General features: G+C 62.5%; 7 protein-coding genes. 5 read left to right on the top strand and 2 right to left on the bottom strand.

Annotation, left to right across the window (positions count from 1 at the left end):
• Positions 1-21 precede the first annotated feature (21 nt).
• Positions 22-2,961, bottom strand: a complete 2,940-nt coding sequence (gene glnE, locus M5C71_RS13015; protein WP_248767988.1) for a bifunctional [glutamate--ammonia ligase]-adenylyl-L-tyrosine phosphorylase/[glutamate--ammonia-ligase] adenylyltransferase — start codon at positions 2,959-2,961, stop codon at positions 22-24.
• A gap of 382 nt (positions 2,962-3,343) precedes the next feature.
• On the opposite strand from glnE, the gene aceE reads away from it, so the two are divergent.
• The 4 genes from aceE to msrA all read left to right on the top strand — a co-directional run bounded on the left by aceE (position 3,344) and on the right by msrA (position 11,705).
• On the top strand, positions 3,344-5,989 hold the full coding sequence (gene aceE / locus M5C71_RS13010; RefSeq protein ID WP_248767987.1) for a pyruvate dehydrogenase (acetyl-transferring), homodimeric type: 2,646 nt from the start codon (positions 3,344-3,346) through the stop codon (positions 5,987-5,989).
• An 11-nt stretch (positions 5,990-6,000) separates the two neighbouring features.
• On the top strand, positions 6,001-7,956 hold the full coding sequence (gene aceF / locus M5C71_RS13005; RefSeq protein WP_248767986.1) for a dihydrolipoyllysine-residue acetyltransferase: 1,956 nt from the start codon (positions 6,001-6,003) through the stop codon (positions 7,954-7,956).
• 329 nt (positions 7,957-8,285) lie between these two features.
• On the top strand, positions 8,286-10,979 hold the full coding sequence (locus M5C71_RS13000; RefSeq protein ID WP_177101439.1) for a GGDEF and EAL domain-containing protein: 2,694 nt from the start codon (positions 8,286-8,288) through the stop codon (positions 10,977-10,979).
• Positions 10,980-11,057: 78 nt separating this feature from the next.
• Positions 11,058-11,705, top strand: coding sequence for a peptide-methionine (S)-S-oxide reductase MsrA (msrA, locus tag M5C71_RS12995; protein WP_152737717.1), 648 nt, complete (start codon positions 11,058-11,060; stop codon positions 11,703-11,705).
• A 167-nt stretch (positions 11,706-11,872) separates the two neighbouring features.
• Here the strand turns inward: msrA and rlmJ are convergent, their stop codons facing one another.
• The gene (gene rlmJ / locus M5C71_RS12990; RefSeq protein WP_248767985.1) at positions 11,873-12,709 is read right to left on the bottom strand and encodes a 23S rRNA (adenine(2030)-N(6))-methyltransferase RlmJ; all 837 of its coding nucleotides are present in this window, start codon (positions 12,707-12,709) and stop codon (positions 11,873-11,875) included.
• Between the two features lie 151 nt (positions 12,710-12,860).
• Here rlmJ and M5C71_RS12985 point away from each other — a divergent pair, with 151 nt between their 5' ends.
• The gene (locus tag M5C71_RS12985; RefSeq protein WP_248767984.1) at positions 12,861-13,355 is read left to right on the top strand and encodes a DUF2165 domain-containing protein; all 495 of its coding nucleotides are present in this window, start codon (positions 12,861-12,863) and stop codon (positions 13,353-13,355) included.
• Positions 13,356-13,456: the final 101 nt, after the last annotated feature.

Genomic DNA, 13,456 nt, shown 5'->3' with positions numbered 1-13,456 from the left:
TCCCCGCCTCTAAAATATCAATCAGTTTAGCCCCAGCTCGGCCCATATCCGCATGACATCGCGGCGTTCGACCGCGAACTGATCGCCGCTGATCACCCCCGCCTCCTTCTGCAACGCCTGGCGGTGGGCGGCGGAGCGATAGGCCTTGTAGGCCTCGCGCAGCAGGTGGGCGTCCGTGGCGGGGATCAGGCCCGCCTGCTCCAACCCTTCGAGAATGCGGATATTGTCGGTATAGCGGAGTAACGCCGGGTGCGCTTTCGACCAAGCCAATGTCGCGTATTGCACCATAAATTCAATATCGACGATACCACCGGCATCCTGCTTGATATCGAAGGGCGCCGTGGCCTCGAAGGCATTGGCCGCCGTGCCCGCCGCGGTGGCCTTGCTCCCCAGGTTGTCGCGCATCTTGGCGCGCATCTCGCTGACTTCCTGACGCAAGGTCGGCAAATCACGCTCACGCCCCAGCACCGCCGCGCGTACCTTCTCGAACGCCGTGCCGACCTCGTTGCAACCTACCAGCACCCGGGCGCGGATCAGCGCCTGGTGCTCCCAGGTCCAGGCTTCGTTCTGCTGGTAACGCTCGAAAGCGCCCAGGGAACTGACCAGCAGCCCCGAAGCCCCGGACGGGCGCAGGCGCATGTCCACTTCATAGAGCTGGCCGGAGTTGGTCTGGGTGGTCAGCAGGTGAATGATCCGCTGACCCAGGCGGGTGAAAAACTGCGCGGTATCGATAGGTTTGGCGCCATCGGTCTCGGCATTCGGGTCGCCGTCGTGGATAAACACCAGGTCCAGGTCCGAACCATGGCCCAGCTCGATACCACCGACCTTGCCGTAGCCGACAATAATAAAGCCCGGGTCGCACAAGCTGCCATCGACACGTCGTGGCGAACCATGGCGGCCGACGGTCTGGCGCCAGGCCAGGGCCAGCACCTGTTCGAGGATCGCTTCGGCGAGCCAGGTGAGGTAGTCGCTGACCTTCATCAACGGCAGGCTGCCGGAGATTTCCGAGGCCGCGACCCGCAGACGATGCGCCAGCTTGAAGTGGCGCAAGGCTTCCATCTGCTGCTCGAGGTCGTCTTCCGGAATCCGCGTCAGGCGCTCACGCAGCTCCGCGGCCAGCTCCGGCGCCAGGGGAGGCTTGAATAGCCGGCCTTCGTTGAGCAACTCGTCGAGCAGCATCGGGAAGCGGGTGATCTGTTCGGCAATCCAGGGGCTCGCGGCACACAAGGTCAGCAAGCGACGCAAGGCACCGGGGTTTTCCGTGAGCAGCACCAGGTAAGCCGAACGCCGGGCCACGGCTTCCACCAGGGGCAGCACCCGCTCCAGCACCAGGTCCGGATCGGCATGTTCCACCGCCTGGGCCAGCAAGCGCGGGATAAAGGCATCGAGCCGCTCCCGACCGAGCCGCTGCATGGCGCGCAACTGCGGGCTGGTGCGCAGCGCCGTCAGTTGCTTCAGGGCCTTGGCGGCATCCTTGAAACCGCCTTCCTGCAACTGCCGGCAGGCCGCCTCTTCATCCTGGGACTCTTCCCACAGCGGCAGCCATTCGCCGCCGACCATCACTTCACAGTCGGCGCCATCTTCTTCGTCCGGATCGGCGATCACCTGGCGGAAATGCCAGTCGACCCGCCCGCGCCAGTACATCAACCGCTCATGAAACGCCTCCCAACTGTCGAAGCCCATCATGAAAGCAATACGCGCGCGATCCTTCTCGCCATCGGGCAGCATCTGGGTCTGGCGGTCGGCAATCGCCTGGATCGCATGTTCGGTGTAGCGCAGGAATTCATAGCCGCTGCGCAACTCGCCGATCACCGCCGGCGGCAGGTAACCCTGGCCTTCCAGGGTCCCCAGTACCTTCAACAACGGGCGCTGCTGCAGACTCAGGTCACGCCCGCCATGAATCAGCTGGAAGGCCTGGGCAATGAACTCGACCTCGCGAATGCCGCCGGAACCCAGCTTGATATTCTCGGCCATACCCTTGCGCCGGACTTCCTGCTGGATCAACTGCTTCATGGTGCGCAACGCTTCGATGGCCGAGAAGTCCAGATAGCGCCGATAGACGAAGGGCCGCAGCATATCCAGCAACTGCGCGCCGGCCACCTGGTCGCCGGCCACCACCCGCGCCTTGATCATCGCGTAGCGCTCCCAGTCGCGCCCCTGGTCCTGGTAATACTGTTCCAGCGCGTTGAAGCTCAACACCAGCGCGCCGGCCGAGCCATAGGGGCGCAGGCGCATGTCGACGCGGAACACGAAGCCGTCGACGGTGATAGGGTCGAGTGCCTTGATCAGTCGCTGGCCCAGGCGGATGAAAAACTCCTGGTTGTCCAGCGGGCGCTTGGTCCCGACTGTCTCGCCACCTTCCGGGTAGGCAAAGATCAGGTCGATGTCGGAAGACAGGTTCAACTCCACGGCACCGAGCTTGCCCATGCCGAGGATGACCATCTGCTGCGGCTCGCCACTGCGCCGCCCGGTGGGTGTGCCGAACTGCTGGCAATGCCGTGGATACAGCCAGTGATACCCCTGGTCGATGCAGGCGTCGGCCAGGTCGGAAAGGTCGCGACAGGTCTGCACCAGGTCCGCCTGGCGAGTCAGGTCGCGCCAGATGATCCGCACCTGCTGGCGCGTGCGCTGCCGGCGCAGGGCGCGGCCCAGTTCGTCCTCGGTTTCGACCTGCTGCAACGCCGCGGCGATCTGCCCGCACATCTCCCCCGGCGCGAAGCCGCGATCCAGGTCGCCGAACTGCGCCAGCTCCAGCAACATCAAAGGGTCACGCAGCGATTGTTCAATAAAGAAGTCGCTGGCCGCGCCGACCCGGGCGAACTGCGCCCAGCGTGGCGCGGTCCATTCAGCCAGCCCGTGATCATCCTCCAGGGCGGCGACAGCGGCACGAAACGACTGCTCGGCACGACTGGCGGCAGGCAGGAGAATGGCCGGCAGGTCGGCCAACATTGGAAGGCTCATGGTCTATCCTTGGTGATCGAACAATCAGCCGCAGTCTGTGATAGCGAGAAACACGCTCTGGAAAGGACTGTCGAACAAAAGTTAGAAATAGCTGATAATGGTTATTTTTTGGCAGCCAGCCTCAAAAAGGTGGTCACCTTGATTATTTTCCAACCAACAATATCGATTACGCTCACAACATAGCAGGAAGTTTTTACTCGTCGATCTGTAGTTTTACTACTCGTCTATACATTCGAAAGGCTGAAATGGTCGACGATTTGTAGTAAAACTACAGGACTCCGGTACAACCTCCGGACATCCAAGAATTTATGTCGTCTGCCCACAAGGCCAGTCGCAAACTCAGGCAACCGATTCTGGAAGCCTTTCCGCCCTGGAGCAAGCCATGCAAGACCTCGATCCCGTCGAAACCCAGGAATGGCTGGACGCCCTGGAATCGGTTCTCGACAAAGAAGGCGAAGACCGTGCTCACTACCTGATGACCCGTATGGGCGAACTCGCGACCCGCAGCGGCTCGCAACTGCCCTACGCCATCACCACGCCTTACCGCAACACGATTCCCGTCACCCACGAAGCACGCATGCCTGGCGACCTGTTCATGGAACGCCGCATTCGCTCGCTGGTGCGCTGGAACGCGATGGCCATGGTAATGCGCACGAACTTGAAAGATTCTGACCTGGGCGGTCACATCTCCAGCTTCGCCTCCAGCGCCACCCTGTATGACATCGGTTTCAACTACTTCTTCCAGGCCCCGACCGACGAACACGGCGGCGACCTGATCTACTTCCAGGGCCACACCTCGCCAGGCGTCTACGCCCGTGCGTTCATGGAAGGCCGCATCAGCGAAGAACAGATGAACAACTTCCGCCAGGAAGTCGACGGTCAGGGCCTCTCGTCCTACCCGCACCCTTGGCTGATGCCGGACTTCTGGCAGTTCCCGACCGTATCCATGGGTCTGGGTCCGATCCAGGCGATCTACCAGGCACGCTTCATGAAGTACCTGGAAGCTCGCGGTTTCATCCCTGAAGGCAAGCAGAAGGTCTGGTGCTTCCTGGGCGACGGCGAGTGCGACGAGCCGGAATCCCTGGGTGCCATCTCCCTGGCCGGCCGCGAGAAGCTGGACAACCTGATCTTCGTCATCAACTGCAACCTGCAGCGCCTCGACGGCCCGGTTCGCGGCAACGGCAAGATCATCCAGGAACTCGAAGGCGTGTTCCGTGGCGCCCAGTGGAACGTCACCAAAGTCATCTGGGGCCGTTTCTGGGACCCACTGCTGGCCAAGGACGTCGACGGCATCCTGCAACGCCGGATGGACGAAGTCATCGACGGCGAGTACCAGAACTACAAGGCCAAAGACGGCGCGTTCGTGCGTGAACACTTCTTCAACTCGCCAGAACTCAAGGCGATGGTTGCCGACCTGTCCGACGATGAGATCTGGAAACTCAACCGTGGCGGCCACGACCCGTACAAGGTCTACGCGGCGTACCACGAAGCGGTCAACCACAAGGAACAACCGACCGTCATCCTGGCCAAGACCATCAAGGGTTATGGCACCGGTGCCGGCGAAGCGAAGAACACCGCGCACAACACCAAGAAGGTCGATGTCGAAAGCCTGAAGCTGTTCCGCGATCGCTTCGACATTCCGGTCAAAGACGACCAGTTGGAAAACCTGCCGTTCTTCAAGCCGGAGCCGAACAGCGCCGAAGCCCGCTACCTCAGCGAGCGTCGCAGCGCACTGGGTGGTTTCGTGCCACAGCGCCGCGCGCAAAGCTTCAACATCCCGACGCCGCCACTGGATACCCTCAAGGCTATCCTGGACGGCTCGGGCGACCGTGAAATCTCCACCACCATGGCCTTCGTGCGGATCCTCGCGCAACTGGTCAAGGACAAAGAAATCGGCCCGCGCATCGTCCCGATCATCCCGGACGAAGCCCGTACCTTCGGCATGGAAGGCATGTTCCGTCAGTTGGGCATCTACTCCTCCGTCGGCCAGCTCTACGAGCCAGTCGATAAAGACCAGGTGATGTTCTACAAGGAAGACAAGAAGGGCCAGATTCTCGAAGAAGGCATCAACGAAGCGGGCGCCATGAGCTCCTTCATCGCCGCCGGTACTTCGTACTCCAGCCACAACCAGCCGATGCTGCCGTTCTACATCTTCTACTCGATGTTCGGCTTCCAGCGCATCGGCGACCTGGCCTGGGCCGCCGGCGACAGCCGCACCCGTGGCTTCCTGATCGGCGGTACCGCAGGCAGAACCACGCTGAACGGCGAAGGCCTGCAGCACGAAGACGGTCACAGCCACATCCTCGCGGGCACCATCCCGAACTGCCGTACCTTTGATCCAACCTACGGCTACGAGCTGGCGGTGATCATCCAGGACGGCATGAAGAAGATGACCGAAGAGCAGCAGGACGTTTTCTACTACATCACAGTGATGAACGAGTCCTACCAGCAACCCGCCATGCCGGCCGGTGTTGAAGAGGGCATCATCAAGGGCATGTACCTGCTCGAGGAAGACACCAAGGAAGCGGCCCACCACGTGCAACTGATGGGCTCCGGCACCATCCTGCGCGAAGTGCGTGAAGCGGCGAAGATCCTGCGTGAGCAATTCAACATCGGCGCCGACGTGTGGAGCGTCACCAGCTTCAACGAACTGCGTCGCGACGGCCTGGCCGTGGAGCGCAGCAACCGCCTGCACCCGGGCCAGAAGCCAAAGCTGAGCTACGTCGAAGAATGCCTCAACGGCCGCAAAGGTCCGGTGATCGCCTCTACCGACTACATGAAGTTGTTTGCCGAACAGATTCGTCAGTGGGTCCCATCCAAGGAATTCAAAGTCCTGGGTACCGACGGTTTCGGCCGCAGTGACAGCCGCAAGAAGCTGCGTCACTTCTTCGAAGTCGACCGTCATTTCGTGGTGTTGGCAGCCCTGGAAGCCTTGGCTGACCGTGGTGAGATCGAACCCAAGGTGGTGGCGGACGCCATCGTCAAGTTCGGGATCAACCCGGAAAAACGCAACCCACTGGACTGCTGAGGAGACACCCTGTGAGCGAACTCATTCGCGTACCTGACATCGGCAGCGGTGAAGGTGAAGTAATCGAATTGTTTGTGAAGGTCGGCGACCGCATCGAAGCCGACCAGAGCATCCTGACGCTGGAATCGGACAAGGCGAGCATGGAAGTGCCCGCGCCGAAAGCCGGCATCATCAAGAGCCTGAAAGTGAAGCTGGGCGACCGCCTGAAAGAAGGCGACGAGTTGCTGGAACTGGAAGTCGAAGGTGCCGCTGCTGCGGCGCCTGCGGCTGCACCAGCCCCTGCCGCCCAGGCGGCACCGGTTGCGGCCGCCGCACCAGTTGCCGCTCCGAGCGCCGCACCTGCCGCCGCCTCGGCCCAGCCAGTGCACGTGCCGGACATCGGTTCGTCGGGCAAGGCCCAGATCATCGAGATCTCGGTCAAGGTCGGCGACAGCATCGAAGCTGATCAATCGCTGATCACCCTCGAATCCGACAAGGCCAGCATGGAAATCCCATCGCCGGTCGCCGGTGTCGTGGAAAGCATCAGCGTCAAGCTCAACGACGAAGTCGGTACCGGCGACCTGATCCTGGTCCTGAAAGTCGCGGGCGCGGCGTCGGCCGCTGCTCCAGCACCGGCCCAAGCCGCCGCCGCACCTGCTGCCGCTCCGGCGCCAGTGGCTGCACCGGCCGCTCCGGTTGCCGACAGCGTCCAGGACATCCACGTGCCGGATATCGGCTCGGCGGGCAAGGCCAAGATCATCGAAGTCTCGGTCAAGGCCGGCGACACCGTCGAGGTCGATCAATCGCTGATCACCCTCGAATCCGACAAAGCCAGCATGGAAATCCCATCGCCGGCCGCCGGCGTGGTAGAAAGCATTTCCATCAAGCTCGACGACGAAGTCGGTACCGGCGACCTGATCCTCAAGCTGAAGGTCAAGGGCGTTGCCGCGCCAGCCGCTCCTGCTCCAGCGGCTGCACCTGCCGCACCGGCCAAGGCTGAAGCCGCACCTGCTGCTGCGCCGGCTCCAGCCGCTGCCCCGGTAGCCGCTCCGGCCAACCCGGGTGCCAAGGTTCACGCCGGCCCGGCGGTACGCCAACTGGCCCGTGAATTCGGCGTCGAGCTGAACGCGGTCAGCGCCAGCGGCCCCCACGGTCGCATCCTCAAGGAAGACGTGCAGGCCTACGTCAAGGCGATGATGCAGAAGGCCAAGGAAGCACCGGCCGCCGCACCTGCTGGCGCCACCGGCGGTGCCGGCATCCCGCCGATCCCGGTCGTGGACTTCAGCCGCTTCGGCGAAATCGAAGAAGTGCCGATGACCCGCCTGATGCAGGCTGGCGCCGCCAACCTGCACCGCAGCTGGCTGAACGTGCCGCACGTGACCCAATTCGACTCGGCGGATATCACCGAGCTGGAAGCGTTCCGTGTGGCCCAGAAAGCCGTGGCCGAGAAGGCTGGCGTCAAGCTGACCATCCTGCCGCTGCTGCTCAAGACCTGCGCTCACCTGCTCAAGGAACTGCCGGACTTCAACAGTTCGCTGGCCCCAAGCGGCAAGACGATCATCCGCAAGAAGTACGTCAACATCGGCTTCGCCGTCGACACGCCGGATGGCCTGCTGGTTCCGGTGATCAAGAACGTCGACCAGAAGAACCTGCTGCAACTCGCCGCCGAAGCGGCTTCCCTGGCTGAAAAAGCCCGGACCAAGAAGCTCTCCGCCGACGACATGCAGGGCGCCTGCTTCACCATTTCCAGCCTCGGGCACATTGGCGGCACCGGCTTCACGCCGATCGTCAACGCGCCGGAAGTGGCGATCCTCGGTGTCTCCAAGGCCACCATCCAGCCGGTCTGGGACGGCAAGGCCTTCCAGCCCAAGCTGATGCTGCCACTGTCGCTGTCCTACGATCACCGGGTGATCAACGGTGCAGCCGCCGCGCGCTTCACCAAGCGCCTGAGCGACCTGCTGGCGGATATCCGCACTATCCTGCTGTAACCGCGAACCCGGTCTCTTCCCTTGAGGAGACCGGGCCCGCGTACCGATTTCCGAGCGCCACGCTCGTACCTCAACCCCGCCAATTGGCGGGGCTTTTTTTGCCTGTTTTCCGGGCAATGCCATAAACGATTCAGCAAACGCCGTGCGCCCCTTGAAATAGACGGGTGGCGACGCCCGTTAATTGAAGAAATCCCCTCCTCGGCCGATACATTGAAGGCACGGAGCCACTGTTGTGCTTGTCAGCCTGACCTGCTTAATGCAACCTTGCCCAACACGCCAGAAAAACGGTTTGTACCCAGCGTGACCCGTACTCTTGAAGCGAGCTCTCAATGAAAAGCCAACCGGATGTCGCCAATAGATTGGCGGCCGAGGTAGTAACGCAATTGCCGGTGCCCTCGCGGCTCGGCATGCTGCGTTTCGAACGGCTGAATGAAGCAAGCTGGGCACTGCTGTTTCTCGATCCCAATTGCGAGCGCCAGTTCGGCCAACCGGCCATCGAACTCTGCGCCCTGGTCGGCTCGCCCTATGCCAGCCTGATGGAACCGGAAGCCCGTTACCGGCTGCACGACACCATCCAGCAGCAACTGGTCGACAGCCCGCATTACCTGATTCGCTACACCCTGCACACCACCCAGGGGCCACTGAGCCTGCTGGAAGTCGGTGAAGCCTACAAACAACACAACCGTCACCTGCTGCGCGGCTACCTGCTGGTGGTCGAGGGCCTGCTCGGCCAGGAGCCGAGCTTGCCGGCCGCCGACCTGGAAACCCAGAACAGCCGCCTGCAGATTGCCCTGGAACTGAACCAGCGCGCCCAGCAGGAACAATTGCTCCACCTCGACCGGGTACGCGCCCAGCAGGACCTGATCCTGCGCCTGGCGCGCCAGCGCTACAGCGCCGGCAAGTCCCTGCTCGAAGCCGCCGAACTGATCACCCGCTGCGCCTGCGACATCTACGAGATCGACTGCGCAAGTATCTGGAACCTCGAAGGCAACCGCCTGGTACCGATCTGCTCCTATCACCGTGATCGCCAGCAATACGTGCTGCCGGACATCATCGACGTCAGTGGTTTTCCCGACTACCTCGAAGCCCTGCACACCAGCCGTGCCATCGACGCCCACAATGCCAACCGCGACCCGCGTACCCGGGAAATGGCCGAAAGCCTGCGCCCACGGGACACCAATGCCATGCTCGATGCCAGTATCCGCATCGATGGCCAGGTGGTCGGCGTGCTGTGCCTGGAACAGACCGGCAAGAGCCGCGCCTGGCAGTCCGATGAGATCGCCTTTGCCGGTGAGCTGGCAGACCAGTTCGCCCAGGTCATCAACAACCACAACCGACGGGCCGCCACCAGCGCCCTGCACCTGTTCCAGCGCGCCGTGGAACAGAGCGCCAACGCCTTCCTGCTGGTCAGCAGCGAAGGCGTGGTGGAATACGTCAACCCCAGCTTCACCGCCATCACCCAGTACAGCACCGAGGAAGTCCACGGCCAGAAGCTCTCCGAGCTGCCGGCCCTGGAGAACCTCAGCGAGCTGCTGTTCGACGCGCCCTCGAGCCTGGCCAAGAGCAATAGCTGGCAAGGCGAGTTCAAGAGCCGACGCAAGAACCTGGAGCCCTACTGGGGCCAGCTGTCGATTTCCAAGGTCTACGGTGACAACCGCGAACTGACCCACTACATCGGCATCTACGAAGACATCACCCAGAGCAAGCTGGCGCAACAGCGCATCGAGCGCCTGGCCTACACCGACAACCTGACCAACCTGGGCAACCGCCCGGCGTTCATCCGCAACCTCGACGAGCGTTTCGCCCGCGACAGCGACTCGCCCATCAGCCTGCTGCTGGTGGACATCGACAACTTCAAGCGGATCAACGACAGCCTCGGCCACCAGACCGGCGACAAACTGCTGATCAGCCTGGCCCGACGCCTGCGCAACAGCCTGAGCCCGAGCGGCAGCCTGGCGCGCTTTGCCAGTAACGAATTCGCGGTGCTGCTGGACGATACCGACCTGGAAACCGGGCAACAGATCGCCAGCCAACTGCTGACCACCCTCGACAAGCCGATGTTCGTCGACAACCAACTGATCAGCGTCACCGGCTCCGTGGGCCTGGCCAGCGCGCCGCTGCACGGCCGCGACCCGCAGACCCTGATGCGCAACGCCGGCCTGGCCCTGCACAAGGCCAAGGCCAACGGCAAGCATCAGGTCCAGGTCTTTACCGAGGCGTTGAACGCCGAGGCCAGCTACAAGCTGTTCGTCGAGAACAACCTGCGCCGGGCCCTGACCCAGAACGAGCTGGACGTGTTCTACCAGCCCAAGCTCTGCCTGCGCAGCGGCCGCCTGCTGGGCATGGAGGCGCTGTTGCGCTGGAACCACCCGGAACGCGGCATGATCCGCCCGGACCAGTTCATCAGCGTCGCCGAAGAAACCGGCCTGATCATCCCGATCGGCAAATGGGTCGCGCGCCAGGCCTGCCGCATGAGCAAGCAACTGACCGCCTCCGGGCTGGGCAAGCTGCAGGTGGCGATCAACCTGTCGCCCAAGCAGTTCTCCGATCCGGACCTGGTGGCCTCCATCGCCAGTATCCTCAAGGAAGAACAGCTGGCGCCGGCCCTGCTGGAGCTTGAGCTGACCGAAGGCCTGCTGCTGGAAGCCACCGAAGACACCCACCAGCAACTCGACCAGTTGAAAAGGCTTGGCCTGACCCTGGCCATGGACGACTTCGGCACCGGCTATTCGTCCCTGAGCTACCTGAAGAAATTCCCGATCGACATCATCAAGATCGATCGCAGCTTCATCCATGAAATCCCGGACAACCAGGACGATATGGAAATCACCTCCGCGGTGATCGCCATGGCCCACAACCTGAAGATCAAGGTGGTGGCCGAAGGGATCGAGACCTACGAGCAACTGACCTTCCTGCGGCGCCACCGTTGCGATGTCGGCCAGGGCTACCTGTTCGACCGGCCGATCCCCGGTCTCGACCTGATCCAGCAGCTCAAACGTTACCCGCGCGGCCCTTTGGCCTGACAGCGCTGTAACACTCGGGCACACTGTCGGTCTATCCTACTGTATCGCTTATCCCAACCTGACTGAGAGGACTGCGACATGGTCTTGCGCTCGGAAATACTGGTGAACAAAAACGTGCTCCCAACCAAAGAACAAGCTCTGCCTGGCCGCGAAACCCCGATGAGCGTGCCGGAAAACCATTTCGTCAACGGCAACCCGCTGCTGGGTCCGTTCCCCGGCAACGTGGAATTCGCGATTTTCGGCCTGGGTTGTTTCTGGGGCGCGGAACGGCGCTTCTGGCAACGTGAAGGGGTGTACAGCACCTCGGTGGGTTACGCCGGCGGTTTCACGCCGAACCCGACCTACGAAGAAGTCTGCTCGGGCCTGACCGGCCATAGCGAAGTGGTGCTGGTGGTGTATGAACCGGAAATCGTCAGCTACGAGCAACTGCTCGCGCTGTTCTGGGAACTGCACGATCCGACCCAGGGCATGCGCCAGGGCAACGACATCGGCAGCCAGTACCGCTCGGTGATCTACGCCACCAAGCCGGATCAGTTGGAAGCGGCGCTGAAGAGCAAGCAACTGTACCAGGCCGAACTGAGCAAGGCCGGCCATGGCACTATCACCACGGAAATCGACGAAGCGCCGACCTTCTTCTATGCCGAGGCCTATCACCAGCAGTACCTGGCGAAGAACCCCGAAGGCTATTGCGGGATTCGCGGCACGGGCGTGACCTGCCCGATCTGATTCAGCACCCGGCGTCGGACACAGGTTTTGCGGACACCACAGACCTGTAGGAGCCTGGCTTGCCAGCGAAGAGGCCCTCAAGAGCGCCAAAAGCTTCGCGGGCAAGCCCTGCTCCTACAGTTGCGCGATGTGTTCAGAGCATCGGGGGAAAACCCAAGGCCCCCGACTTACTCGGCAATCAGCCAATCCATCCGCCAATCACCCTGGGTCTGCCCCAGCTTCTGCGCCAGCCACGGCAACAACTCCCGCAGCTCCTCCTCCAGCCCCCACGGCGGATTGGCAATCGCCAGGCCCGAACCGTTCAGGCTCGCCGGCGTATCCAGCGGATGCACCAGCAATTCCACCCGCAGCAATTTCGGCGCACCGCTACCGGCCAGATCCTGATAGAAGCGCTTCAGGGCGCGCTGATCCTTGATCGGATACCAGATCGCCGCCACCGTCTGGCGCATACGCCCGATGGCTTCCTTGAGCGATGCCGCACAGCGCTGCATCTCATCCAGCTGTTCGAACGGCGGATCGATCAGCAGCACCGAACGCTTCTCTGCTACCGGCAGCAAGGCCCGCGCCACATGCCAGCCTTCGCCCAGGTGCACCGCCACGCGCCGGTCGCCCTTCATATTGTCCTTGAGCAGCTTGCCGTCTTCCGGGTGCTTCTCGTTGAGCAGGATCCGCTCGCGCTCACGGGTCAGGCGTCGCGCCAGCTCCGGCGAGCCCGGGTAGTAGCGCAATTCGCCATCCGGGTTCATCTCGTGCAGCACACGCATGTAGTCGGCGGTCACCGCCGGCAACGCCTGCTCGCCCCACAAGCGGGCGATCCCCTCCAGGTATTCGCCGGTGCGGCTCGCCTGGTCGCCCTTGAGGTCGTACAGGCCAATGCCGGCGTGACTGTCGATATAGGCGAACGGCTGCTCCTTGCGCGCCATCAGGGCGATCAAACGAGTCAGGATCAGGTGTTTCAAGACGTCGGCGTGATTGCCGGCGTGGAAGGCGTGACGGTAGTTCATGGCGACTCCTGCGAAGGAGGCGAAGTTTACCTTGTGCCCGGGCGTACGTCAGGTCGCAGCGTACCGGCGGCATCGGAAGTGTCTGACATATTCCTGGGGCCGGGCAGTGATAAGGTCATTTTCCCGCCTATCGGAAAGAAGGATCCGAGCAATGACCAGCCGCTACGCCAAGATCGCCCTCACCCTGGCCCTCGCAGCCTTCGCCTTCATGGTCACGTTCAACAATGTCACCGACTACGGTTCCAACTTCGCCTTTGTCCGCCATGTACTGAGCATGGACACCACCTTCCCGGACAATGCCGCGATGTACCGCGCGATCACCACTCCCGCGCTCTGGCACGCCGCCTATTGGCTGATCATCTTCGGCGAAGGCCTGACCGCGGTGCTGCTGGCCCGTGGCGCGTGGTCACTCTGGCAAGCGCGCAAACGCGACGCTGCCAGCTTCGCCCAGGCGAAGCAGTGGGTCATCGGCGGCGCAACCGTCGGCTTCCTGGTCTGGTTCTTCGGTTTCATGGTGGTCGGCGGCGAGTGGTTCCTGATGTGGCAATCGCAGACCTGGAATGGTCAGGAGCCGGCCTTCAAGTTCTACATGGCTATCCTCGGGGTGCTGATCTTCGTCAATCAGGCAGACAACGAGCTGGCTTAATCCGGCCACTTGCCGATTGCGCGCCAGTATCGGACACTGGCACGCCGGTTTGCGGTCCGACCACGGGCGCAGCACCCAAGGTCATTGGCGACTCAGACACA

The organism is Pseudomonas sp. MWU12-2345, from assembly GCF_023242385.1.
GTDB lineage: Bacteria > Pseudomonadota > Gammaproteobacteria > Pseudomonadales > Pseudomonadaceae > Aquipseudomonas > Aquipseudomonas gingeri_D.
The sequence above is the reverse complement of the archived record's forward strand: the minus strand, read 5'-3'. Positions and strand labels throughout refer to the sequence as shown.